The 24,864-nt window shown below is 58.0% G+C and carries 25 protein-coding genes; 18 read left to right on the top strand and 7 right to left on the bottom strand.

Annotated elements, in window-relative coordinates:
* Positions 1 to 106: 106 nt before the first annotated feature.
* The gene (cyaY, locus tag SPE70_RS00565) at positions 107 to 427 is read right to left on the bottom strand and encodes an iron donor protein CyaY (RefSeq protein ID WP_002883389.1); all 321 of its coding nucleotides are present in this window, start codon (positions 425 to 427) and stop codon (positions 107 to 109) included.
* Positions 428 to 565: 138 nt separating this feature from the next.
* Here cyaY and lptM point away from each other — a divergent pair, with 138 nt between their 5' ends.
* The 8 genes from lptM (at position 566) to corA (ending at position 7,480) form a co-directional block, all read left to right on the top strand.
* The gene (lptM, locus tag SPE70_RS00570) at positions 566 to 769 is read left to right on the top strand and encodes an LPS translocon maturation chaperone LptM (protein WP_004886794.1); all 204 of its coding nucleotides are present in this window, start codon (positions 566 to 568) and stop codon (positions 767 to 769) included.
* Between the two features lie 35 nt (positions 770 to 804).
* Positions 805 to 1,629: a diaminopimelate epimerase gene (gene dapF, locus SPE70_RS00575; protein ID WP_002883394.1), complete on the top strand. Its 825-nt coding sequence runs from the start codon at positions 805 to 807 to the stop codon at positions 1,627 to 1,629.
* Positions 1,626 to 2,333 (top strand): DUF484 domain-containing protein, encoded by a 708-nt coding sequence (locus SPE70_RS00580; protein WP_008807952.1) that lies wholly within the window; start codon positions 1,626 to 1,628, stop codon positions 2,331 to 2,333. Before dapF ends, SPE70_RS00580 begins: the two co-directional genes overlap by 4 nt.
* Positions 2,330 to 3,232, top strand: a complete 903-nt coding sequence (gene xerC / locus SPE70_RS00585; RefSeq protein WP_023296872.1) for a tyrosine recombinase XerC — start codon at positions 2,330 to 2,332, stop codon at positions 3,230 to 3,232. The genes SPE70_RS00580 and xerC overlap by 4 nt, the downstream gene beginning before the upstream one ends.
* Positions 3,232 to 3,948, top strand: a complete 717-nt coding sequence (gene yigB / locus SPE70_RS00590; protein WP_012969191.1) for a 5-amino-6-(5-phospho-D-ribitylamino)uracil phosphatase YigB — start codon at positions 3,232 to 3,234, stop codon at positions 3,946 to 3,948. Before xerC ends, yigB begins: the two co-directional genes overlap by 1 nt.
* Before the next feature lie 63 nt (positions 3,949 to 4,011).
* Positions 4,012 to 6,174 (top strand): DNA helicase II, encoded by a 2,163-nt coding sequence (gene uvrD / locus SPE70_RS00595; protein WP_012543235.1) that lies wholly within the window; start codon positions 4,012 to 4,014, stop codon positions 6,172 to 6,174.
* Between the two features lie 148 nt (positions 6,175 to 6,322).
* Positions 6,323 to 6,379 carry a YsgD/CorL family protein gene (ysgD, locus tag SPE70_RS26355; RefSeq protein WP_349815745.1) on the top strand — a complete coding sequence of 19 codons (57 nt, stop codon included), beginning with the start codon at positions 6,323 to 6,325 and terminating at the stop codon, positions 6,377 to 6,379.
* Positions 6,380 to 6,529: 150 nt separating this feature from the next.
* Positions 6,530 to 7,480, top strand: coding sequence for a magnesium/cobalt transporter CorA (gene corA / locus SPE70_RS00600; protein ID WP_012543234.1), 951 nt, complete (start codon positions 6,530 to 6,532; stop codon positions 7,478 to 7,480).
* 43 nt (positions 7,481 to 7,523) lie between these two features.
* On the opposite strand, the gene rarD is transcribed toward corA, so the two are convergent.
* Together rarD and yigI are read right to left on the bottom strand one after the other, a co-directional pair.
* Positions 7,524 to 8,417 (bottom strand): EamA family transporter RarD, encoded by an 894-nt coding sequence (gene rarD / locus SPE70_RS00605; RefSeq protein ID WP_063106422.1) that lies wholly within the window; start codon positions 8,415 to 8,417, stop codon positions 7,524 to 7,526.
* A gap of 48 nt (positions 8,418 to 8,465) precedes the next feature.
* Positions 8,466 to 8,930, bottom strand: coding sequence for an acyl-CoA thioesterase YigI (gene yigI, locus SPE70_RS00610; protein ID WP_008807947.1), 465 nt, complete (start codon positions 8,928 to 8,930; stop codon positions 8,466 to 8,468).
* Between the two features lie 152 nt (positions 8,931 to 9,082).
* On the opposite strand from yigI, the gene pldA reads away from it, so the two are divergent.
* The 3 genes from pldA (at position 9,083) to rhtC (ending at position 12,519) form a co-directional block, all read left to right on the top strand.
* On the top strand, positions 9,083 to 9,943 hold the full coding sequence (gene pldA, locus SPE70_RS00615) for a phospholipase A (RefSeq protein ID WP_002883408.1): 861 nt from the start codon (positions 9,083 to 9,085) through the stop codon (positions 9,941 to 9,943).
* A 67-nt stretch (positions 9,944 to 10,010) separates the two neighbouring features.
* Positions 10,011 to 11,837 (top strand): ATP-dependent DNA helicase RecQ, encoded by a 1,827-nt coding sequence (recQ, locus tag SPE70_RS00620; RefSeq protein ID WP_324726425.1) that lies wholly within the window; start codon positions 10,011 to 10,013, stop codon positions 11,835 to 11,837.
* A gap of 61 nt (positions 11,838 to 11,898) precedes the next feature.
* Complete coding sequence (rhtC, locus tag SPE70_RS00625; RefSeq protein WP_008807945.1) at positions 11,899 to 12,519, top strand: threonine export protein RhtC; 621 nt, start codon at positions 11,899 to 11,901, stop codon at positions 12,517 to 12,519.
* 44 nt (positions 12,520 to 12,563) lie between these two features.
* On the opposite strand, the gene SPE70_RS00630 is transcribed toward rhtC, so the two are convergent.
* Both SPE70_RS00630 and rhtB read right to left on the bottom strand, forming a co-directional pair.
* A complete protein-coding gene (locus SPE70_RS00630) occupies positions 12,564 to 13,472 on the bottom strand; it encodes an Rpn family recombination-promoting nuclease/putative transposase (protein WP_012543232.1) in 909 nt (302 codons plus the stop codon).
* Positions 13,473 to 13,634: 162 nt separating this feature from the next.
* Positions 13,635 to 14,255, bottom strand: coding sequence for a homoserine/homoserine lactone efflux protein (gene rhtB, locus SPE70_RS00635; RefSeq protein WP_008807943.1), 621 nt, complete (start codon positions 14,253 to 14,255; stop codon positions 13,635 to 13,637).
* 109 nt (positions 14,256 to 14,364) lie between these two features.
* Between rhtB and pldB the strand changes: the two genes are divergently transcribed.
* From pldB to SPE70_RS00650, 3 genes are all read left to right on the top strand, one after another.
* Positions 14,365 to 15,357 (top strand): lysophospholipase L2, encoded by a 993-nt coding sequence (gene pldB / locus SPE70_RS00640; protein ID WP_008807942.1) that lies wholly within the window; start codon positions 14,365 to 14,367, stop codon positions 15,355 to 15,357.
* A gap of 44 nt (positions 15,358 to 15,401) precedes the next feature.
* Entirely contained in the window at positions 15,402 to 16,202 is an 801-nt protein-coding gene (gene yigL, locus SPE70_RS00645; RefSeq protein WP_008807941.1) for a sugar/pyridoxal phosphate phosphatase YigL, read from the top strand.
* Positions 16,203 to 16,290: 88 nt separating this feature from the next.
* Entirely contained in the window at positions 16,291 to 17,190 is a 900-nt protein-coding gene (locus tag SPE70_RS00650; RefSeq protein ID WP_012969187.1) for a carboxylate/amino acid/amine transporter, read from the top strand.
* Here SPE70_RS00650 and metR read toward each other — a convergent pair.
* Positions 17,078 to 18,031: an HTH-type transcriptional regulator MetR gene (gene metR, locus SPE70_RS00655; RefSeq protein WP_064170678.1), complete on the bottom strand. Its 954-nt coding sequence runs from the start codon at positions 18,029 to 18,031 to the stop codon at positions 17,078 to 17,080. The genes SPE70_RS00650 and metR overlap by 113 nt on opposite strands.
* Before the next feature lie 248 nt (positions 18,032 to 18,279).
* Here metR and metE point away from each other — a divergent pair, with 248 nt between their 5' ends.
* Positions 18,280 to 20,544, top strand: coding sequence for a 5-methyltetrahydropteroyltriglutamate--homocysteine S-methyltransferase (metE, locus tag SPE70_RS00660; protein WP_063106420.1), 2,265 nt, complete (start codon positions 18,280 to 18,282; stop codon positions 20,542 to 20,544).
* Between the two features lie 58 nt (positions 20,545 to 20,602).
* On the opposite strand, the gene SPE70_RS00665 is transcribed toward metE, so the two are convergent.
* Entirely contained in the window at positions 20,603 to 21,415 is an 813-nt protein-coding gene (locus tag SPE70_RS00665; RefSeq protein WP_008807937.1) for a dienelactone hydrolase family protein, read from the bottom strand.
* Between the two features lie 272 nt (positions 21,416 to 21,687).
* Here SPE70_RS00665 and udp point away from each other — a divergent pair, with 272 nt between their 5' ends.
* The 3 genes from udp (at position 21,688) to ubiE (ending at position 24,859) form a co-directional block, all read left to right on the top strand.
* A complete protein-coding gene (gene udp, locus SPE70_RS00670) occupies positions 21,688 to 22,449 on the top strand; it encodes a uridine phosphorylase (protein WP_002883419.1) in 762 nt (253 codons plus the stop codon).
* A gap of 135 nt (positions 22,450 to 22,584) precedes the next feature.
* Entirely contained in the window at positions 22,585 to 24,033 is a 1,449-nt protein-coding gene (gene rmuC / locus SPE70_RS00675) for a DNA recombination protein RmuC (RefSeq protein ID WP_008807936.1), read from the top strand.
* Positions 24,034 to 24,103: 70 nt separating this feature from the next.
* Positions 24,104 to 24,859 (top strand): bifunctional demethylmenaquinone methyltransferase/2-methoxy-6-polyprenyl-1,4-benzoquinol methylase UbiE, encoded by a 756-nt coding sequence (ubiE, locus tag SPE70_RS00680; RefSeq protein ID WP_008807935.1) that lies wholly within the window; start codon positions 24,104 to 24,106, stop codon positions 24,857 to 24,859.
* Positions 24,860 to 24,864: the final 5 nt, after the last annotated feature.

Below are 24,864 nucleotides of genomic sequence, written 5' to 3' on the forward strand. Positions count from 1 at the left end.
TATCCGGAGATATTCCCTGCTGGCGCTGCGCTTAGCAGGGCTACGGTTCTAAGTCGTCGGGTAGCCCGGATAAGGCGCGATGCGCCGCCATCCGGGAAACACGTCATTAACGGAATTTCACCGTCTCACCGGCCTGCTGGCTCGCCGCCTGCTCCAGCAAATCCCAGAAGGTCTCGCCGCTGCGATCGCAGATCCACTCGTCGCCTTTGAGATCAAAATGGTAGCCGCCCTGTTTGGTGGCCAGCCACACCTGGTGCAGCGGCTCCTGACGGTTAATAATGATTTTGCTGCCGTTTTCAAAGCTGATGGTCAGCACGCCGCCGTTGATTTCACAGTCGATGTCGCTATCGCCGTCCCAGTCGTCCAGGCGTTCTTCGATGGTCATCCACAGGCTATCCGCCAGGCGATGGAATTCACTGTCGTTCATGGTTCTATCCTGCTTTTTTGAAGATGGCGGCAGTATAGCGCGAAACAAAAGCGCGCGCAGTCGGATGCTAAAGGCTTGCTTTTACGTCTTCTCCTGCGATGATAGAAAGCAGAAAGAATGAATCACGGGCAACTATCAATGAAAAACGTTTTTCCTACGCTTGCCGTTTTGTTTGCGATCTTCAGCCTGACCGGCTGCGGTCTGAAAGGGCCTCTTTATTTCCCGCCGGCGGACAAAACCGCGCCGCCGCCGACCAAACCGGTTAACCCGGGCATTCAGAGCTCAACGCCGGATCGTAACGATCGTGGCGATACCGGTGGTCCGAGCCAGGTCAATTACTAACGATAACGTTCTGTTCCGCGCAACTGGAGTAGATGATGCAGTTCTCTAAAATGCATGGCCTTGGCAACGATTTTATGGTCGTTGACGCGGTAACGCAGAATGTTTTTTTCTCGCCGGAGTTGATTCGCCGCCTGGCAGATCGCCATCTTGGCGTCGGGTTCGATCAGCTGTTGGTCGTCGAGCCGCCCTACGATCCCGATCTGGATTTTCATTACCGGATCTTTAACGCCGACGGCAGCGAAGTGTCGCAGTGCGGCAACGGCGCGCGCTGTTTTGCCCGCTTTGTCCGGCTGAAAGGCCTGACCAATAAACGTGATATTCGCGTGAGTACGGCCAACGGGCGTATGGTATTAAGCGTAACGGAAGACGATCTGGTGCGGGTGAATATGGGCGAGCCTAACTTTGAGCCGTCCCAGGTGCCGTTCCGCGCCAACAAAGCGGAAAAGACCTATATCATGCGTGCCGCCGAGCAGACAGTATTGTGCGGCGTGGTGTCCATGGGGAATCCGCACTGCGTCATCCAGGTGGATGACGTGGATACGGCGGCCGTAGAAACCCTCGGCCCGGTGATGGAAAGCCACGAGCGTTTTCCGGAGCGCGCCAATATCGGCTTTATGCAGGTGGTCGGCCGGTCCCACATCCGTCTGCGCGTCTACGAACGCGGCGCGGGGGAAACCCAGGCCTGCGGCAGCGGCGCCTGCGCCGCGGTGGCGGTGGGGATCCAGCAGGGGCTGCTCGCTGAAACGGTACGCGTGGAATTGCCCGGCGGTCGTCTTGATATCGCCTGGAAAGGCCCGGGCCAGCCGCTGTTTATGACCGGCCCGGCGGCCCATGTCTATGATGGATTTATTCATTTATGAAACCAATCGGGGAAGAACAGCAGGAGGTTACCAGCGCGTTGAACGATCGGGCGGTGGTGGACTATCTGTTGCAACATCCTGAATTTTTTATTCGTAATGCCGCCCAGGTTGAACATATCCGTGTCCCGCATCCGGTCCGCGGTTCGATTTCGCTGGTGGAGTGGCACATGATGCGGGCGCGTAACCATATTCATGTGCTGGAAGAGAATATGTCGCTGCTGATGGAGCAGGCGGTCGCTAATGAAAGCCTGTTCCAGCGCCTGCTGCAGCTGCAAACGCGGCTGGCGGCCGCGGAGAGCCTCGATGATATGCTCAACCGCCTTCATCGCTGGGCTCGCGAGCTGGGGTTAGCTGGCGCCACGGTGCGCCTGTTCCCTGACTGCTGGCGCCTCGGCGCGCCCTCGAAGTTTACCCATTTGGCGTTAAGCCGGCAGGCGTTTGAGCCGATCCGTATTCAACGTCTGGGCCAGGCGCGCCACTATCTTGGGCCGCTGAACGGTCCGGAGCTGCTGGTGGTGCTACCGGAAGCGAAGGCCATTGGATCCGTGGCGATGTCGATGCTGGGCGGCGATAACGCTCCGGGCGTGATGCTCTTTAGCAGCCGCGATGCGCAGCATTATCAGTCAGGGCAGGGGACGCAGTTGCTGCAGGAAATTGCGCAGATGCTCCCTGGCCTGCTGGAGCGCTGGATTGAACGCGCATGACCGACTCTCCGCTTTCCGCCTGCGTCGACCGCTTCCTGCGCTATCTCGGCGTTGAGCGTCAGCTTAGCCCGATTACGCTGACTAACTACCAGCGTCAGCTGGACGCGTTGATCGCCCTGGCGGATGAGGCGGGGCTGAAAAGCTGGCAGCAGTGCGATGCCGCTCAGGTGCGTAGCTTTGCGGTACGCAGCCGCCGTGCGGGTTTAGGCCCGGCGAGCCTGGCGCTGCGGCTTTCCGCGCTACGCAGCTTCTTTGACTGGATGGTCAGTCAGGGCGAACTGGCCGCTAACCCGGCGAAGGGGATTGCGGCGCCGAAAATTCCCCGCCACTTGCCGAAAAATATCGATGTCGATGATGTAAATCGGCTGCTGGATATCGACCTCAACGATCCGCTCGCGGTGCGCGACCGGGCGATGCTGGAAGTGATGTACGGTGCAGGTCTGCGTCTGTCTGAGCTGGTCAACCTTGATATTAAGCACCTCGACCTCGAAAGCGGTGAGGTTTGGGTGATGGGCAAAGGCAGCAAAGAACGCCGTTTGCCGATCGGTCGTAACGCGGTGGCGTGGATTGAGCACTGGCTGGATTTGCGCGGCCTGTTCGGTACTGATGACGACGCGCTGTTTTTGTCGAAGCTGGGTAAACGCATTTCGGCGCGCAACGTGCAGAAGCGATTTGCCGAGTGGGGGATTAAGCAGGGGCTGAACAGCCATGTGCACCCGCACAAGCTGCGCCACTCCTTTGCTACCCATATGCTGGAGTCCAGTGGCGATCTGCGCGGCGTGCAGGAGCTGTTGGGCCATGCTAACCTCTCCACCACTCAAATCTATACCCATCTTGACTTTCAACACCTTGCCTCGGTGTACGATGCCGCGCATCCGCGCGCTAAACGGGGGAAATAATGCGTTTTTACCGACCTCTGGGCCAGATTTCCGCACTGACGTTTGACCTGGACGACACCCTATATGATAACCGCCCGGTGATTGACCGGACGATGCACGAGTCGCTGGCCTTTGTGCGCAATTACCATCCGTCGCTCAGCCAGTTCGATGCCCATGAGCTTAACCAACTGCGTCAGACGCTGCTGGCATCTGAGCCGGAGATCTACCACGACGTGACCGTCTGGCGCCATCGTGCGCTGGAGCTCGGCATGCGTAACGCTGGGCTCTCCGCCGAAGCGGCAAAAGCCGGCGCCGATGCGGCGATGGAAAACTTCGCCCACTGGCGCAGCCGGGTCGATGTTCCGCAGGAGACCCACGATACGCTGGCGAAGCTGGCACAGAAGTGGCCGCTGGTGGCCATTACCAATGGCAACGCCCGCCCCGAGCTGTTCGGCCTGAGCGACTATTTCCGCTTCGTGCTGCGCGCGGGTCCGGATGGTCGTTCCAAGCCGTTTGCCGATATGTATCACCTGGCGGCGGCGCGTCTGAATTTACCGCTCGGGCACATTCTGCACGTCGGCGATGATCTGACGACCGACGTCGCCGGTTCGCTGCGCTGTGGGATGCAGGCCTGCTGGATCAAACCGCAAGGCGCGGACCTGATGCACACCGCGGACAGCCGCCTGCTGCCGCATATTGAAATTTCACGGTTGGCATCTCTAACCTCGCTGATATAATCACCAGTCACTCTGTATATATTAACAGGGGTTCATGGAACCCCTTCTCTTCCGGCGGTGCCAATGGACGTTTCTTACCTGCTCGACAGCCTTAATGACAAACAGCGTGAAGCCGTAGCGGCCTCGCGCACCAATATGCTGGTTCTGGCAGGGGCGGGCAGTGGTAAGACGCGCGTTCTGGTGCACCGTATCGCCTGGCTGCTGAGCGTGGAGAACTGCTCGCCGTACTCGATTATGGCGGTGACCTTTACCAACAAAGCGGCGGCGGAGATGCGCCACCGTATCGGCCAGCTGATGGGCACTACCCAGGGCGGCATGTGGGTAGGCACCTTCCACGGCCTCGCGCACCGCCTGCTGCGTGCGCATCATCTGGACGCCAACCTGCCGCAGGATTTCCAAATCCTCGACAGCGAAGACCAGCTCCGTCTGCTGAAGCGTCTGATTAAGGCGATGAACCTCGATGAGAAGCAATGGCCGCCGCGTCAGGCGATGTGGTACATCAACAGCCAGAAAGATGAAGGGCTGCGCCCGCATCACATTCAGAGCTACGGCAACCCGGTCGAGCAGACCTGGCAGAAGGTCTATCAGGCCTACCAGGAGGCCTGCGACCGCGCCGGGCTGGTGGATTTCGCCGAGCTGCTGCTGCGCGCGCACGAGCTGTGGCTGAACAAGCCGCATATCCTGCAGCACTATCGTGAGCGTTTCACCAATATCCTTGTCGATGAATTCCAGGACACCAACAACATCCAGTACGCCTGGATCCGCCTGCTGGCGGGCGATACCGGCAAGGTGATGATCGTCGGCGATGATGACCAGTCGATTTACGGCTGGCGCGGTGCGCAGGTTGAGAACATTCAGCGCTTCCTCAACGACTTCCCCGGCGCGGAAACTATTCGCCTGGAGCAGAACTATCGTTCAACCAGCAATATTCTTAGCGCTGCCAACGCCCTGATTGAAAACAACAACGGGCGCCTGGGCAAGAAGCTGTGGACCGACGGCGCCGACGGCGAGCCGATTTCGCTGTACTGCGCCTTCAACGATCTCGACGAAGCGCGCTTCGTGGTGAACCGCATTAAAACCTGGCAGGAGAACGGCGGCGCGCTGGAGCAATGCGCCATTCTCTATCGCAGTAACGCCCAGTCGCGCGTGCTGGAAGAGGCGCTCCTGCAGGCCAGCATGCCGTACCGTATCTACGGCGGTATGCGCTTCTTCGAACGTCAGGAAATCAAAGATGCGCTCTCTTACCTGCGCCTGATTGCCAACCGTAACGACGATGCAGCGTTTGAGCGGGTGGTCAATACGCCGACTCGCGGCATCGGCGATCGTACGCTGGACGTGGTGCGCCAGACGTCGCGCGATCGTCAGCTGACGCTGTGGCAGGCCTGCCGCGAGCTGCTGAAAGAGAAAGTGCTGGCTGGCCGAGCCGCCAGCGCTCTGCAGCGATTTATGGAGTTGATTGACGCGCTGGCGCAGGAAACCGCCGATATGCCGCTACATGTTCAGACCGATCGGGTGATTAAAGACTCCGGGCTGCGCGCGATGTACGAGCAGGAGAAAGGCGAGAAGGGCCAGACCCGTATTGAAAACTTAGAGGAACTGGTGACGGCGACGCGCCAGTTCAGCTACAACGAAGAAGATGAAGACCTGATGCCGCTGCAGGCGTTCCTCTCCCACGCCGCGCTGGAAGCGGGCGAGGGGCAGGCGGACACCTGGCAGGACGCGGTTCAACTGATGACCCTGCACTCGGCGAAAGGGCTGGAATTCCCGCAGGTGTTTATCGTCGGCGTCGAAGAAGGGATGTTCCCGAGCCAGATGGCGCTTGATGAAGGCGGCCGCCTGGAAGAAGAGCGTCGCCTGGCCTACGTTGGCGTGACGCGCGCCATGCAGAAGCTGACGCTGACCTACGCCGAAACCCGCCGTCTGTACGGCAAAGAGGTTTACCATCGCCCGTCGCGCTTTATTGGAGAACTGCCGCAGGAGTGCGTAGAAGAAGTGCGTCTGCGGGCCACGGTGAGCCGTCCGGTAAACCACCAGCGACTGGGGGCGCCGATTGCCGAGAGCGATACCGGCTACAAGTTAGGTCAGCGGGTGCGTCATCCGAAGTTTGGCGAAGGCACTATCGTCAACCTCGAAGGCAGCGGCGAGCACAGCCGGCTGCAGGTGGCTTTTCAGGGCCAGGGAATCAAATGGCTGGTGGCGGCTTACGCGCGGCTTGAGACGGTGTAACTTTAAGAAAAATATCATTATTTTGTAATATTCTGCTACCTTTATACGTTAAGGCGCCTGATTTGCGCTTTCGCGTTCCGTTGCGTGTTGACGCCGATTTTGCGCTGGCGTAACATGCGCGCACGATTACGCTAAGAGGACATTCGCCTTGGACACACCCAGTAGATGCTGGCTCAACTTCCTGTCATTCAGGAACAACTCCTAAGGCTATCCTCTTATGCTGATAGCCTTAGCGGTTGTCAGCGACCTGCCCTATTCCCGTCGCGCTGAGTCAGGCTTAATGGTCTGAAACCCAATTTGTTTCTGTGTGCCCACCGAACTGTCCGATAATTTTTTTGCATTGGGAGTCCCGGTCATGCTGAGCGCATTTCAACTGGAAAACAATCGTTTAACGCGCCTGGAAGCCGATGAGATCAAGCACCTCGCCAGCTCGGTGTGGGTCGATCTGGTCGAGCCTGACGACGATGAGCGAAGCCGCGTGCAGACGGAACTGGGTCAGAACCTGGCGACGCGCCCGGAACTGGAAGATATCGAAGCCTCCGCGCGTTTCTTTGAAGATGAAGACGGGTTACACATCCACTCGTTCTTCTTTTTTGAAGATGCGGAAGATCACGCCGGCAACTCTACCGTGGCGTTTACCATCCGCGAAGGCCGCCTGTTCACGCTGCGCGAGCGCGAACTGCCCGCTTTCCGCCTGTACCGTATGCGCGTGCGCAACCAGACGCTGGTCGACGGTAACGCCTACGAACTGCTGCTCGACCTGTTCGAAACCAAAATCGAGCAGCTGGCGGATGAAATTGAAAATATCTACAGCGACCTGGAAAAGCTGAGCCGCGTGATTATGGAAGGCCATCAGGGCGACGAGTACGATGAAGCGCTGTCGACGCTGGCGGAACTGGAAGATATCGGCTGGAAGGTCCGCCTCTGTCTGATGGATACCCAGCGCGCGCTGAACTTCCTGGTGCGTAAGGCGCGCCTGCCGGCGGGCCAGCTGGAACAGGCGCGGGAGATCCTGCGCGATATCGAATCCCTGCTGCCGCACAACGAATCGCTGTTCCAGAAGGTGAACTTCCTGATGCAGGCGGCGATGGGCTTCATCAACATCGAGCAGAACCGCATCATCAAGATCTTCTCTGTGGTGTCGGTGGTGTTCCTGCCGCCAACCCTGGTGGCGTCCAGCTACGGGATGAACTTTGAATTTATGCCGGAGCTGCACTGGAGCTTCGGCTACCCGGGGGCGATCGTCTTTATGATGCTGGCCGGCCTGGCGCCATATCTCTACTTCAAGCGTAAAAACTGGCTGTAAAAAAAGGGAGCGGCGGCTCCCTTTTTTACTGGCTGAGGCCGGCTTAGCCTCTGCGCAGCCGGCGCTGGGTATACAGCGCATCGACGATAAATACCGCCAGCGCGACCCAGATAAAGCCGAAGGTCACCATTTTATCCTTGCCCGGCACTTCGCCGTAGAACGTCACCGCCAGCAGGAACATCAGCGTTGGGCCGATGTACTGGAAAAAGCCCAGCGTGGAGAGCCGCAGGCGCGTTGCCGCGCCGGTGAAGCACAGCAGGGGAATGGTCGTGACCACGCCCGCGGCCATCAGTAGCAGATTGAGCGACCAGGGGTTCTCCCCCATATGGCTGGTCGGGCTATCAGTGATGCCAAACAGCCAGATTGCCGCCACCGGCAGTAGCCACAGCGTTTCCACCAGCATGCCGGTCTGCGCGTCGACAGCGATTTTCTTCCGCACCAGGCCGTAAAAGGCAAAACTGAAGGCCAGCCCAAGGCCGATTATCGGCAGCGAACCAAAGGTCCACAGCTGGACCAACACGCCGCAAAAGGCGAGGATCACCGCCAGCCACTGCAGGCGACGGAAGCGTTCGCCGAGGAAAATCATCCCCAACAGAATATTTACCAGCGGGTTGATAAAGTAGCCGAGGCTGGCTTCCAGCATATGGTGGTTATTCACCGCCCAGATGAACAACAGCCAGTTACCGCCGACCAGCACTGCCGAGAGCGCCAGCAGGAAGATCTTGCGCGGCGTCTTCAGCAGCTTTTTCACCTGCGGCCACTGGCGGCTGACGCTGATGAGCACCACCATGAAGAAGAAGGACCAGATCACGCGATGGGTCAGAATTTCATCGGCGGGAACATAGTAGATAAGTTTGAAGTACGCTGGCGCGATACCCCAGATAAAGTAGGCGGCGAGGGCCAGAATGATCCCCAACCGCGTCTGTTTCGCATCCATCGGTAAAATCCATTGCCAAAGAGAGTGATGTTACTCGATTTTGGCCAATCAACCCACCATATAGGTGGCCGTTGCGCTGGCAATATAGACCTGAGCTTCGTTATGCAGTTCCACGCGGGCTACCGCCACTTTATTGCCGGCGCGCAGCAGGCTGCTGGTGGCGGTAAACCGTTCGCCGCGGCCCGGACGCAGGTAGTCTACGCGCAGGTCGATGGTTCCCATGCGGGAGAGGCGTTGGCGCAGCTCTTCTTCGTTGATGGTGTCATGGCGGGTGAGGGTGCTGCCGACGCAGACCAGGCCAGCGGCGACGTCCAGCGCGGAGGCGATCACTCCGCCATGCAAAATACTCTGCGCCCAGTTGCCGACCATCATCGGCTGATTATTAAAGCTGAGCTGGGCAAACGCCTTTTCATAGCGCTCCAGTTCGAGACCGAGGGCACGGTTAAACGGCATGTGATAGACGAAAATCTCCCCCACCAGTTTCAGCGCTGCTTCGGCAGTAAGTTCAGACATAACACCGGTTCCATTCGTTAACAAAATGTTGATTTTATGCTTCTAAAATATTGATTTCCACTTTCGGAGCGGATTAGGGGGCAGGTGATTAATAAACAGGTAGAATGGCTTCAGGTTAAACAAAAATAAAAACTATTTATCAGGAGACCAGCATGCGTATCTCTTTGGCCTGCCTGGTGGCGCTGTGCGCGCTACCGGCCGGTGTTATGGCGCAGGATGCGTCGGTTCACGACAAACCGGCAGTGCGCGGCAGCATTATCGCCAACCTGCTCCAGGACCATGATAATCCTTTCCTGCTCTACCCTTATGAGAGCAACTATTTGCTCTACACATGGACCAGCGACCTCAATAAAGAGGCGATCCGCAGCTATGACTGGGCCGAAAATGCCCGTAAAGATGAAGTGAAATTTCAGCTGAGTCTGGCGTTTCCGCTGTGGCGCGGCATCCTGGGTGATAATTCGCTGCTCGGCGCATCGTACACCCAGAAATCCTGGTGGCAGCTCTCCAACAGCAAAGAGTCGGCGCCGTTTCGCGAAACCAATTACGAACCCCAGCTGTTTTTGGGCTTTGCGACCGACTACCAGTTTGCCGGCTGGACGCTGCGCGACATCGAGATGGGGTATAACCACGACTCGAATGGTCGTTCCGACCCCACCTCGCGCAGCTGGAACCGGCTTTACGCCCGCCTGATGGCGCAAAACGGCAACTGGCTGGTGGAAGTGAAGCCCTGGTATGTGGTGGGCAACACCGATGATAACCCGGATATCACCAAATATATGGGCTATTACCGGCTGAAGGTGGGCTACCAGCTGGGAGAGGCGATCCTCAGCGCGCAGGGGCAATATAACTGGAACACCGGCTATGGCGGGGCGGAGCTCGGCGTGAGCTATCCCATTACCAAACATGTTCGCGCCTATACGCAGATCTACAGCGGTTACGGCGAATCGCTTATCGACTACAACTTCAATCAAACGCGCGTCGGCGTCGGGCTAATGCTCAACGATCTGTTTTAATCGTTGCACTCTGGCTCGCAGGCGCTGAAAATAGCGCCTGTTTTCTTTTCAGGCAAATGGGGTCAACGTGGCACAGGCGGAAGTATTAAATCAGGAATCGCTGGCGAAGCAGGTTTTACAAGAGACCTTCGGCTACCAGCAGTTCCGTCCTGGCCAGGAAACGATTATCGAGACGGTGCTTGAGGGCCGGGACTGCCTGGTGGTCATGCCGACCGGTGGCGGCAAGTCGCTGTGCTATCAGGTGCCGGCGCTGGTCATGGGCGGTCTGACAGTCGTGGTCTCACCCCTGATCTCGCTGATGAAAGACCAGGTCGATCAACTGCTGGCCAACGGCGTGGCGGCGGCTTGTCTGAACTCGACGCAAAGCCGCGAGCAGCAGCAGGAAGTGATGGCCGGCTGTCGCAGCGGGCAGGTTCGTCTGCTGTATATCGCGCCGGAACGGTTGATGCTGGATAACTTTCTTGAGCATCTGGCGAACTGGAACCTGGCGATGCTGGCGGTAGACGAAGCGCACTGTATCTCCCAGTGGGGCCATGACTTCCGTCCGGAATATGCCGCGCTGGGCCAGCTGCGTCAGCGGTTGCCGCAGATCCCGTTTATGGCGTTGACCGCCACCGCCGATGACACCACCCGCCGTGATATCGTCCGTCTGCTGGGGCTTAACGATCCGCTGATTCAGGTCAGCAGCTTCGACCGGCCGAACATCCGCTATATGCTGATGGAGAAATTCAAACCGCTCGACCAGCTGATGCGCTACGTTCAGGATCAGCGCGGCAAATCGGGCATCATCTACTGCAACAGCCGCTCGAAAGTGGAAGATACCGCCGCGCGTCTGCAGAGCCGCGGCATCAGCGCGGCGGCTTACCATGCTGGTCTGGAAAACGCCGTTCGCGCCGACGTGCAGGAGAAATTCCAGCGCGACGATCTGCAGATCGTGGTGGCGACGGTGGCCTTCGGGATGGGTATCAACAAGCCGAACGTCCGCTTTGTGGTGCACTTCGATATCCCGCGCAATATTGAATCCTACTACCAGGAAACCGGCCGCGCCGGGCGTGATGGCCTGCCGGCGGAAGCGATGCTGTTTTACGATCCGGCGGATATGGCGTGGCTGCGCCGCTGTCTGGAGGAAAAACCCGCCGGATCGCTACAGGATATCGAGCGGCATAAGCTGAATGCGATGGGGGCGTTTGCCGAAGCGCAAACCTGTCGTCGTCTGGTGCTGCTGAACTACTTTGGCGAAGGGCGCCAGGAGCCGTGCGGCAACTGCGATATCTGTCTTGACCCACCAAAGCAGTACGATGGCTTAATGGATGCGCGCAAGGCGCTGTCAACGATTTACCGGGTGAATCAACGTTTCGGGATGGGTTACGTGGTGGAGGTCCTGCGCGGGGCCAACAACCAGCGCATCCGTGACATGGGCCACGATAAGCTGCCGGTTTACGGTATCGGCCGGGAGCAGAGTCACGAGCACTGGGTGAGCGTAATCCGCCAACTGATTCACCTTGGGCTGGTGACGCAGAATATCGCCCAGCACTCCGCACTGCAGCTGACCGAAGCCGCACGACCGGTGCTGCGCGGCGAGGTGCCGCTGCAGCTTGCCGTACCGCGTATCGTGGCGCTGAAGCCGAAGGCGATGCAGAAATCCTTTGGCGGCAATTACGACCGCAAGCTGTTTGCCAAGCTGCGCAAATTGCGTAAAGCGATCGCCGACGAAGAGAATATCCCGCCATACGTGGTCTTCAACGACGCGACGCTGATCGAGATGGCGGAACAGTCGCCACTCACCGCCGGCGAGATGCTCAGCGTCAACGGCGTGGGGACGCGTAAACTTGAGCGCTTCGGTAAAGAATTCATGGCATTGATACGCGCTCATGTCGATGGTGATGATGAGTAGTCAGCCGCGGGAAAAGGTGCCAGAATAGTTTCCCTCTTCACTATTTTCCTGCGAGTTAACTATGCTGATGCTTTTCCTCACCGTGGCGCTGGTGCATATCATTGCGCTGATGAGCCCGGGGCCGGACTTTTTCTTTGTCTCACAAACGGCCATCAGCCGCTCGCGCAGAGAGGCGATGATGGGTGTGCTGGGGATCACCTGCGGCGTCATGATCTGGGCGGGGGTTGCCCTGCTCGGCCTGAACCTGATCCTCGCGCAGATGGCGTGGCTGCATAACATCATCATGGTCGGTGGCGGCCTGTATCTGTGCTGGATGGGCTACCAGATGCTGCGCGGCGCGCTGAAAAAAGAGGCGGTGGCCTCGGCGGAGCCGCAGGTGGAGCTGGCCCGCAGCGGACGCAGCTTCGTGAAGGGACTGCTGACCAATCTGGCGAATCCGAAAGCGATCATCTACTTCGGCTCGGTGTTCTCGCTGTTCGTGGGTGACAGCGTCGGCGCTGGTGCGCGCTGGGGTATTTTCCTGCTGATTATCGTCGAGACGCTGGCCTGGTTTATGGTGGTTGCCAGCCTGTTCGCCCTGCCGGGGATGCGCCGCGGCTATCAGCGGATGGCGAAGTGGATCGATGGTATCGCCGGTACGCTGTTTGCGGGCTTCGGCATCCACCTGATTATCTCGCGTTAACCGGTATGCTGTTTCCCACCCGGCTGTTTCCGGGTGGGAAAGTGTCAGTGGCGAAGCCGCTGCAGCTCATCCTCAGCCAGACCGGTCATTTCCATAATAGCTGCGTCATCAATACCGCGTTTGCGCATTGCTTCGGCAACCTGCAGCAAGGCCTGGTGTTTACCTTCTTTTATGCCCTGCTGTACGCCTTTCTCCATACCTTCTGCAAGCCATGTTTCCGCCAGCGTCATCAGTAATCCTCCATGCTGCGGCACGCGCTGTGCCAGTCCGTACAAGAGTGTCCGTGTATCCTCGGCATCTCCTGCCTGAGCCATATAGTTTACCAATACGGTGATTTGTTGTCCGCTCATCTGCTCCAGCAGTAAGAGATGGGTCAACTTATCCAGCAATTGCGCCATATCGCGCTGGCGGATGTGCTTTTGCACCAGCGTCAGGGCTGCCATGCTGCGGTGCTGCATGATGTCGTCGTCGGGGATCACCGTGATATCGACCAGCGGAAACGCCCCGCTATAGAGCTGGCGGGCGGTCTCAGGATCGGCAAAATTATCCAGCCAGCGCATCGACCAGGGATAGGGGCTGCGTCGTCCCTGATAAAAGAGAATAGGGATAACCAGAGGCAGCGTTTTATGGCCGCTCTCCAGGTGCCGCTGCATGGCGGCGACAGCATAGCGCATTAAGCGAAAGGCCATCAGCTTATCAGGTGCGCTCTGGTGCTCGATCAGAACATGGACATAGCCCGCACCGCGGGTGGTTTCCAGCGAATAAAGGATATCACTGTAGTAAGGCCTGAGATCGTCTTCGAGAAAGCTGCCGGATTCCAGACGCAGGGTATCCAGTTTGCAGATCTGTGTTAACGACGAAGGCAGGTGGAGCTCGATAAAATCGCGCGCCGTCTCTACCCGCGAGAGAAAGGTTTTAAATACCGCATCATGAGGAGTCGCCGTTTCCGCCATCGCCGTTCATCCGTGAATCACGTATCTGGCGGCATCCTGACACGGTGGGTTCAACGCCGACAGCGGGTAAAAAAATTAATTACCCGCTTTGCGTGTCGGCTCGTGCAGAGAGTGCGCGTTTTTCGCCCGGCAAACCTCTCTTTGCGAGCGAGATTCCATGATTCAGGCGTGACGGGCGGAGGCGAGCAGCGCCCCGACCAGCATAAACAGCGAACCAAAGACTTTGTTCAGCGCCTTCATCTGCTTTGGACCTTTAATCCACGCTGAAATGCGCTGCGCCAGGGTCGCATAGCCAATCATCACAATGATATCGACGACAATGGTGGTGACGCCCAGAACAAGATACTGCATCACCTGTGGCTGGTGCGGCAGGATAAACTGCGGAAACAGGGCGGCCAGAAACACAATGCTTTTGGGGTTGGTGAGATTCACGAACACCGCGCGCTGGAACAGTTTGCCGCGCGTCTGCGCCTTCGCCAGCGTATTCAGGTCGATCGCCCCCGCCGCCCGCCATTGCTGGATCCCCAGCCAGATAAGATAAGCCGCGCCGGCCCATTTCAGCACTTCAAAGGCCAGCACCGAGCGGGAGAAAAGGGTGCCGAGACCAACACCAACCAGCACGATATGAATAACCAGCCCGGTCTGCAAACCGGCAATCGACGCCGCCGCGCCGCGGTAACCGTGGTTAATGGAGGTGGTCATGGTATTAATCGCTCCGGAACCTGGTGACAGGCTGAGAATGATTGATGTCAGCAGGTAGGCGAACCACCACTCAATGGTCATGAGAAACTCCCTGATTGTCTGTTTTTATGCCACAATACGCTATTGTGTCAGCATTGTGTGATACAGGGCAAAAAAACGATTTTCAGCGGTTAACAGGGGTGTAAACCCGATGTTTGGGCAGAAAAAGGACTGGGAAACACGAGAAAACGCGTTTGCGGCCTTTAGCATGGGGCCGCTGACGGATTTCTGGCGACAGCGCGAAGAGGCTGAATTTAAAGGCGTCGATGATGTGCCGGTACGCTTTGTTCGCTTCTGCGCGCAAAATAACGATCGTCTGGTGCTGATTTGCCCCGGGCGCATTGAAAGCTACGTGAAGTATGCTGAAGTGGCCTACGATCTCTTTCACAGCGGCTTTGACGTGATGATCATCGACCATCGCGGCCAGGGGCGCTCGGGCCGCCTGCTCTCTGATACCCACCGCGGACACGTCGTCAACTTCAGCGACTATGTCGATGACCTGGCGGCGCTCTGGCAGCAGCAGGTGGTCCCCGGACACTGGCGAAAACGGTTTATCCTCGCTCACTCTATGGGCGGGGCGATTGCCACGCTTTTTCTGCAACGTTACCAGGCGCATTGCGATGCGATTGCGCTCTGCGCACCGATGTTCGGGATTATCATTCGATTGCCGGACTGGATGGTGCGCCATATTCTCGACTGGGCTGAGGGCCATCAGCGCATTCGCGAAGAGTATGCCATCGGCACCGGGCGCTGGCGGGCGCTGCCTTTTGCCGTTAACGTGCTGACGCACAGTCGACAACGCTATCGTCGCAACCTGCGCTTCTATGCCGATGAACCGCGACTGCAGGTTGGCGGCCCGACCTGGCACTGGGTGCGGGAGGGCATGCTGGCCGGCGACGAAGTGCTGGCGAATGTGGAAAAAGACACCGCCCCGACGCTGCTTTTACAGGCAGAGGAGGAGCGGGTGGTCGATAATCTGATGCACGACCGCTATTGTGAATTACGGGCCGCTGCCGGCCATCCCTGTGAGGGCGGTAAACCGCTCGTCATTGAAGGGGCATATCATGAGATCCTTTTTGAAAAGGACGCTATGCGCTCAGTCGCGCTCAATGCCATCGTCGAGTTTTTCAATCGACATACTTAATCCGACGATAACGCTCGTCGCCCTGCTTAGAGGTTAACTTTTTTATGTACCAGGTTGTTGCGTCTGATTTAGACGGCACGCTGCTTTCCCCCGATCATTTCCTGACCCCGTATGCCAAAGAGACGCTGAAATTGCTCACCGCCCGTGGGATCAATTTCGTCTTCGCCACCGGCCGTCACTACATCGACGTCGGGCAGATCCGCGATAATCTCGGCATCCGGTCGTACATGATCACCTCTAACGGCGCCCGGGTTCACGATAGCGATGGTCAGCAAATCTTTGCCCATAACCTCGACCGCGATATTGCCGCCGACCTGTTTGAGATCGTGCGTAACGACCCGAAAATCGTCACTAACGTCTATCGGGAAGACGAGTGGTATATGAACCGCCATCGTCCGGAAGAGATGCGCTTCTTCAAGGAGGCGGTGTTTAACTACAAGCTGTATGAGCCGGGCGAACTGGATCCGCAGGGGATCAGCAAAGTATTCTTTACCTGCGAGGATCACGAGCATCTGCTGCCGCTGGAGCAGGCGATGAACGCCCGCTGGGGCGATCGCGTGAACGTCAGCTTCTCCACCTTAACCTGCCTGGAAGTCATGGCGGGTGGGGTATCGAAGGGGCATGCGCTGGAGGCGGTGGCGAAAATGCTCGGTTACACTCTTGCCGATTGCATCGCCTTCGGCGACGGTATGAACGACGCTGAGATGCTGTCGATGGCCGGCAAAGGCTGCATCATGGCCAACGCCCATCAACGGCTGAAGGATCTGCATCCGGAACTGGAAGTGATCGGCAGTAACGCCGACGATGCGGTCCCGCACTACCTGCGTAAGCTATACCTCGACTGAAAAAGATTGACGACTGGCGAATAACTCTCCAGTCGTCAACCTGACTCTTCGCTACAATGCCTGTTCTTTATCCAACGAGACGACCATTGTGGCGCTGTTAATTATCACCACTATCCTGTGGGCCTTTTCTTTTAGCCTGATTGGCGAATACCTGGCCGGTAGCGTCGACAGCTATTTTTCGGTGCTGATGCGTGTGGGCCTGGCGGCGCTGGTGTTCCTGCCTTTCCTGCGCACGCGCGGCCAGTCTCCGCGCACGATCGTGCTCTATATGCTGGTGGGCGCGATGCAGCTTGGCATCATGTATCTGCTGGCTTTCCGCGCCTATCTCTATCTGACGGTTTCGGAATTTCTGCTGTTTACCGTGTTTACCCCGCTGTATATCACGCTGATCTACGACCTGCTCAGCGGACGTAAGCTGCGCTGGGGCTATCTGCTGAGTGCTGCGCTGGCGGTGCTGGGGGCGGCGATTATCCGCTATGACAAAGTCAGCGATCATTTCTGGACCGGGCTGTTACTGGTGCAGTTGTCAAACCTCTGCTTCGCTATCGGCATGGTGGGTTACAAGCGCCTGATGGAGGTACGTCCGATGCCGCAGCACAATGCCTTTGCCTGGTTTTATGTCGGGGCCTTTATCGTGGCGGTGGCAGCGTGGTTTATGCTGGGCAACCCCCAGAAGCTGCCGACCACCACGCTGCAGTGGAGCGTGCTGGTGTGGCTCGGCGTGGTGGCTTCCGGGCTGGGTTACTTTATGTGGAACTATGGCGCCACGCAGGTGGATGCCGGCACGCTGGGGATCATGAATAACGTCCATGTCCCCGCGGGTCTACTGGTAAACCTCGCCATCTGGCAGGAGCAGCCGCACTGGCCGAGCTTTATTAGCGGAGCGTTGGTGATCCTGGCCTCGCTGTGGGTCCATCGCCGCTGGGTCGCTCCGCACTCCGGACAAACGGCAGATGATCGCAGGCGTGGTTCCGCGCAGAGCGAATAAACGCTTCGGTGACCGGTTGACGCTGTTCGCCATCGCGGACGGCCGCGTACAACCGGCTCCATAATCCCTCACCCAGGGTTTTGGTGACCACCAGGCCCTGGCGTTCAAAGCTTTCCACCACCCAGTGCGGCAGCGCGGCGATGCCCATCCTTGCGGCCACCATCTGGATCAGCAACAGCGTGTTATCGACGCTTTTCAGCTGGGGACTGATGCCGGCCGGCTGCAGGAAATGGCGCCAGATGTCGAGGCGCCCGCGCTGCACGGGATAAATCAGCAGTGTTTCCGAGGCCAGGTCCTCTGGCGTAATCAGCATCTTCATGGCTAACGGGTGCTCGGGCGCCAGCACCAGACGCACCTCATAATCAAACATCGGCGAGTAGTGCAGACCGCTGCGCGGCAGGATATCGGAGGTCATCACCAGATCCAGTTCGCCCTGCTGTAGCGCAGGCTGCGGGTCGAAGGTCACTCCGGAATGGAAGTCGACCTCCACGTGCGGCCAGCGGGCGCGGAAATTCTCCAGCGCCGGCGTCAGCCACTGAATACAGCTGTGACATTCGATAGCCAGCCTCAGCCGGGTCTGCTGTGGTTCGTTACAGTCCTGCAGGGCGCGAGCGATCTGCGGCAGCACCTGATTGGCCAACTGCAGCAGAATTTCCCCTTGCGGCGTGAAGCGTAGTGGCTGGCTTTTACGCACAAACAAACGGAAGCCAAGGCGCTGTTCCAGATCGCTGAACTGGTGAGACAAGGCGGACTGGGTCTGGTGCAGGGCCGCTGCCGCACCCGCCAGTGAACCGCTGTTCCGCAACGCTTGCAGCGTTTTCAGGTGTTTAATTTCGATCATGAAAGTCCTTCACTTCGCCATGAGCAATTTGCGCTTGAGGAATATACAGTAACTGTCAATTATGGATGTGTAAACATCTGGACGTCTAAAACTCGTCATATTTCGACTTGCAGATGCGTTGGCTGCCTCGCTTACCCCAGTCACTTACTTCAGTAAGCATCCTGGGGATGCGCATCGTTGCCGCCTTCCTGCAAGCCGAACTATTTAGAGTTTTTCTTCAGATTCAATGAAATAAGAGAGGAACAAAAATGACAATTATTAACCACACCCTCGGTTTTCCTCGCGTTGGCCTGCGCCGCGAGCTGAAAAAAGCGCAAGAGAGCTACTGGGCGGGCAACGCCACTCGCGAGGAACTGCTGACAGTAGGCCGTGAGCTGCGCGCCCGTCACTGGGAGCAGCAGAAACAGGCGGGCGTTGATCTGCTGCCGGTGGGGGATTTCGCCTGGTACGACCATGTTCTGACTACCAGCCTGCTGCTTGGCAACGTGCCGGCTCGTCATCAGAACAAAGACGGATCCATCGATATCGATACCCTGTTCCGCATTGGCCGCGGCCGCGCGCCGACTGGCGAACCAGCCGCCGCTGCGGAAATGACCAAATGGTTTAACACCAACTATCACTACATGGTGCCGGAGTTCGTGAAGGGCCAGCAGTTCAAACTGACCTGGCCCCAACTGCTGGATGAGGTAGACGAAGCGCTGGCGCTGGGCCACAAGATCAAGCCCGTGCTGCTGGGGCCGGTAACGTACCTGTGGCTGGGTAAAGTGAAAGGTGAACCGTTTGACCGTCTGAGCCTGCTGAATGCCATCCTGCCGGTTTACCAGCAGGTGCTGGCCGAACTGGCGAAGCGCGGCATCGAGTGGGTGCAGATTGATGAACCGGCGCTGGTGCTGGAGCTGCCGCCAGCGTGGCTGGAGGCCTTTAAACCGGCTTATGACGCCCTGCAGGGCCAGGTGAAACTGCTGCTGACCACCTATTTTGAAGGCATTAGCGACAATCTCGCGACCATTGCTGCGCTACCGGTCCAGGGGCTGCACGTCGATCTGGTGCACGGCAAAGATGATGTTGCCGAGCTGCACAACCGCCTGCCGGCCGACTGGCTGCTGTCTGCGGGTCTGATCAATGGGCGCAACGTCTGGCGCGCCGATCTCACCGAAAAGTATGCGCAAATTAAAGACCTCGTCGGTAAACGCGACCTCTGGGTCGCGTCATCCTGTTCTCTGCTGCATAGCCCGATCGATCTGAGCGTGGAGACGCGCCTTGATGCGGAAGTGAAGAGCTGGTTTGCCTTCGCGCTGCAGAAATGCGGCGAGCTGGCGCTGCTGCGCGATGCGCTGAACAGCGGCGATACGGCGGCGATTACCGAGTGGAGCGCGCCAATCCAGGCCCGTCGCCATTCGACCCGCGTGCACAACGTGAAAGTGGAAAAACGGCTGGCGGCGATCACCGCTCAGGACAGCCAGCGTGCCAGCCCCTATGAGGTTCGCGCGCAGGCACAGCGCCAGCGCTTTAACCTGCCGAAATGGCCGACCACCACCATCGGGTCATTCCCGCAAACGACGGAGATCCGCGGCCTGCGCCTGGACTTCAAAAAGGGCAACCTGGATGCCAGTCATTATCGTACCGGGATTGCGGAACATATTAAGCAGGCGATCGTCGAGCAGGAGCGGTTAGGTTTAGACGTACTGGTGCACGGAGAAGCCGAGCGGAACGACATGGTGGAATACTTCGGTGAACATCTGGACGGTTTTATCTTCACGCAAAACGGCTGGGTGCAGAGCTATGGTTCCCGTTGCGTGAAGCCGCCGGTGGTGATCGGCGACGTCAGCCGTCCGCAGGCGATCACCGTCGACTGGGCGAAGTACGCGCAGTCGCTGACCGACAAGCCAGTGAAAGGGATGCTTACTGGACCGGTGACCATTCTGTGCTGGTCCTTCCCGCGGGAAGATGTCAGCCGTGAAACCATCGCGAAACAGATTGCGCTGGCCCTGCGTGATGAAGTGGCGGATCTGGAGGCGGCGGGGATCGGCATCATCCAGATTGATGAGCCGGCGTTGCGCGAAGGGTTACCGCTGAAGCGCAGCGACTGGGATGCCTATCTGCAGTGGGGTGTGGAAGCCTTCCGCCTTAATGCTGCGGTCGCCAAAGACGACACGCAGATCCACACCCACATGTGCTATTGCGAGTTCAATGACATCATGGACTCCATTGCCGCGCTGGACGCTGACGTGATCACCATTGAAACCTCGCGGTCCGATATGGAGCTGCTGGAGTCGTTCGAAGCGTTCGAGTACCCCAATGAGATCGGGCCGGGAGTATATGATATTCACTCGCCAAACGTGCCGAGCGTGGAGTGGATCGAAGCGCTGCTGGCAAAAGCCGCGCAGCGTATCCCGGCGGAGCGGCTGTGGGTTAACCCGGACTGCGGCCTGAAAACTCGCGGCTGGCCGGAAACCCGCGCCGCGCTGGCGAATATGGTGCAAGCGGCGCAGAACCTGCGCCAGTCCGCCTGATCGTTACGCAAAAAATCAAAAAGGAGGCATTTGCCTCCTTTTTTCATGCATTGGGTGATTATGCTTTTTTACCGCCATACTGAGCAAACCACGCGAGCATTCGCTGCCAGCCGTCTTTGGCTGACTCTTCATGATAGCTGGCGCGATAGTCGGCGTTAAAGGCATGATCGGCTTCGGGATAGACCACGATTTCCGCTGTGGCGTTGGCCGCCCGCAGCGCCTGACGCATGGTCTCGATGGTGTCCTGTGGAATACTGGCGTCTTTAGCGCCGTACAGACCAAGCACCGGGGCGTTGAGATCGACCGCGATATCTACCGGATGCTTCGGTGAATTCAGCGATTTTTCTCCCACCAGCTTGCCGTACCAGGCCACGCCTGCCTTCAGCTGCGGGTTATGCGCGGCATACAGCCAGGTAATGCGTCCGCCCCAGCAGAAGCCGGTGATTAGCAGACGATGGGCATCGCCGCCGTGGCGCGCCGCCCAGCTGGCGACATGGTCGAGATCCGCCAGCACCTGCGCGTCCGGCACCTTGGTAACCAGCTCTTTGAACAGGGTCGGGATATCGTGGTACTCATTCGGATCGCCCTGACGGAAGTACAATTCAGGCGCAATAGCCAGATAGCCTTCCTGCGCCAGGCGGCGACAAAGATCGCGAATATGCTCATGCACGCCGAAAATTTCCTGTACCACGATAACGATCGGCAGCGGACCGTCGGCATTTTTCGGGCGGGCGTGGTAGGCCGGCATGTTTTCACCCTGAGAGGGAATAGACGTCTCTCCGGCGATAATATGCTCTTCCGGCGTATGAACCGCGGTGGCGGCGTGTGGTGAAGCTGCAGGTGCGAATCCAGGTTGCTTGGTGGTGGTCATGGTATTCTCCGTACCCTTATTTATTAGCGCATCAATAACTATAGACCCTTTACCTTTAGTTCGGGCGGTAATAAAGCACAGTGCCTGAAAGCGGCTATCTTTTGTTCTGTGACGATGAATATAACTTGTTAATGTGATGTGTATCACTATTTACTGAAAAACAACTGCAATCATTATTGGTCTTGGTGACTATCATCACAAAATGTTGCCAGGGGCTTCTGTACAGTACCGTTTTGCTTCTGCTGATAATTCGACCCACAGAGGAGTTTTTTATGTCCAAGTCTGATGTTTTTCATCTCGGCCTCACCAAGAACGATTTACAAGGGGCTACGCTGGCTATCGTCCCTGGCGATCCGGAGCGTGTGGAAAAGATCGCCGCGCTGATGGATAAGCCGGTTAAGCTGGCATCCCACCGCGAATTTACCTCCTGGCGCGCGGAGCTGGACGGCAAACCGGTGATCGTCTGCTCCACCGGCATCGGCGGCCCGTCGACTTCTATCGCCGTGGAAGAGCTGGCGCAGCTGGGCGTGCGTACCTTCCTGCGTATCGGCACCACCGGCGCGATTCAACCGCACATTAACGTTGGCGATGTGCTGGTTACGACCGCTTCCGTTCGCCTGGACGGCGCCAGCCTGCACTTCGCGCCGATGGAGTTCCCGGCCGTCGCAGACTTCGCCTGCACCACCGCGCTGGTGGAAGCGGCGAAATCTATTGGTGCCACCACCCATATCGGCGTGACCGCCTCTTCGGATACCTTCTACCCAGGCCAGGAGCGTTACGACACCTTCTCCGGCCGCGTGGTGAGCCGCTTCAAGGGCTCAATGGAAGAGTGGCAGGCAATGGGCGTGATGAACTATGAAATGGAATCCGCCACGCTGCTGACCATGTGCGCCAGCCAGGGCCTGCGTGCCGGGATGGTCGCCGGGGTTATTGTGAACCGTACCCAGCAAGAGATCCCTAACGCCGAAACCATGAAGCAAACCGAAAGCCACGCGGTCAAAATCGTCGTGGAAGCGGCGCGTCGTCTGCTGTAATTCAACCCCTTCTCTGTCAGGCCGGGTCCTCCGGCCTTTCTTTTTTGCGTTGCTCCTCGCAGGAAATCCCTTTTAAACTGGACGTTTGTACAGCACAATTCTATTTTGTGCCATCAGGTTATCGCAGGGGGCGTCGTGGATCTCTCAATCATTATCAGCGCGGTTATCGCACTGGCTGCCGGGTTAATGGTCGGCTGGCTGGCAACCAAAGCGCGCGCCGACCAAATCCGGGCCGATCTCATTGAGGAGCGGCGAGAGCTGGATATTGAGCTGAGCGCCGCCCGTCAGCAGCTGGTGCAGGAGGCCCACTGGCGTGAGGAGTGCGAGCTGCTGAACAATGAGCTGCGCAGTCTGCGGGATATCAATACCTCGCTGGAGGCCGATCTGCGTGAGGTCACCACCCGGCTCGAATCCACCCAACTGCATGCGGAAGATAAGATCCGTCAGATGGTTAACAGCGAGCAGCGCCTGAGCGAGCAGTTTGAAAACCTCGCCAACCGCATTTTCGAACACAGCAACCGGCGCGTCGATGAGCAAAACCGCCTGAGTCTGCATGGTCTGCTGACCCCGCTGCGCGAACAGCTCGACGGGTTCCGCCGCCAGGTGCAGGAGAGCTTTGGCCAGGAGGCGCGGGAAAGGCACACCCTGGCGCATGAGATCCGCAATCTTCAGCAGCTGAACGCGCAGATGGCGCAGGAGGCACTGAACCTGACGAAAGCGCTGAAAGGTGATAACAAAACCCAGGGCAACTGGGGGGAAGTGGTCTTAACCCGCGTGCTGGAGGCCTCCGGCCTGCGCGAAGGCTATGAGTACCAGACCCAGGTCAGTATCGAGACCGATAACCGCTCGCGGATGCAGCCTGACGTCATTGTCCGCCTGCCGCAGGGCAAGGACGTGGTGATAGACGCCAAAATGACCCTGGTCGCCTATGAGCGCTATTTCAACGCCGAAGACGACTACACCCGCGAAGTCGCGCTGCAGGAACATCTTGCCTCGGTGCGAAACCATATTCGCCTGCTGGGACGCAAGGATTATCAACAGCTGCCGGGGCTGCGCTCTCTCGACTACGTGCTGATGTTTATTCCCGTCGAGCCGGCGTTCCTGGTGGCCATCGATCGTCAGCCCGAGCTCATCAGCGAGGCGTTGCAAAATAATATCATGCTGGTCAGCCCGACGACGCTGCTGGTAGCCCTGCGTACTATCGCCAATCTGTGGCGCTATGAGCATCAGAGCCGCAACGCGCAGAAGATCGCCGAGCGGGCGGGGCGCCTTTACGACAAAATGCGCCTGTTTGTGGATGATATGTCCGCCATCGGCCAGAGTCTGGATAAGGCGCAAGAGAACTATCGCCAGGCGATGAAAAAGCTCGCTTCCGGGCGCGGGAATCTGCTGGCCCAGGCGGAAGCCTTTCGCGGCCTGGGGGTGGAGGTGAAGCGCGGGATAAATCCTGATTTAGTCGAACAAGCCACTGCCCAGGACGATGAATATCGTCTCGAAGACGAGGATAACCTCCCGGAAAATGACGCATTTTCAGCCGACTCTGCCGAGGCGTTACATAATCGGGAGGCGGCTCCGCCACGTTGAAACGTATGGGAAATGCGCTGAATCTGATACACTCAGTGAACATTTTCTTGAAAAGCAAGCAGGCATAGAGATGGTTGAGGATTCACAAGAAACGACGCACTTTGGCTTTCAGACGGTCGCTAAAGAGCAGAAACAGGACATGGTGGCGCATGTATTCCATTCTGTCGCGGCAAAGTATGATGTGATGAACGACTTGATGTCGTTTGGTATCCATCGTTTGTGGAAGCGTTTCACCATCGACTGCAGCGGCGTACGTCGCGGGCAGACCGTGCTGGATCTGGCAGGGGGGACCGGCGATTTGACAGCCAAGTTCTCCCGTCTGGTAGGAGAAACCGGCCGCGTCATGCTTGCTGATATCAATGATTCCATGCTCAAAATGGGCCGCGAAAAGCTGCGTAATATCGGCATCGTGGGCAACGTTGAGTATGTTCAGGCCAACGCGGAAGCCCTGCCGTTTGCTGATAACACCTTTGACTGCATCACCATCTCTTTCGGTCTGCGTAACGTTACCGATAAAGAAAAAGCGCTGCGTTCGATGTACCGCGTGCTGAAGCCAGGCGGACGTCTGCTGGTGCTGGAGTTTTCTAAACCGATTATCGAACCGCTCAGCAAAGCCTACGACGCTTACTCCTTCCATATCCTGCCGAAGGTGGGGGAACTGGTGGCAAAAGACGGCGACAGCTATCGCTACCTGGCAGAATCTATCCGTATGCACCCGGATCAGGAAACCCTGAAAGGGATGATGCAGGATGCAGGTTTTGAAAGTGTCGACTACCACAACCTGACGGCGGGTATCGTTGCCTTGCATCGCGGTTACAAGTTCTGACAGGA

The organism is Klebsiella sp. ZJOU C1, from assembly GCF_035620215.1.
Lineage (GTDB): Bacteria > Pseudomonadota > Gammaproteobacteria > Enterobacterales > Enterobacteriaceae > Klebsiella > Klebsiella variicola.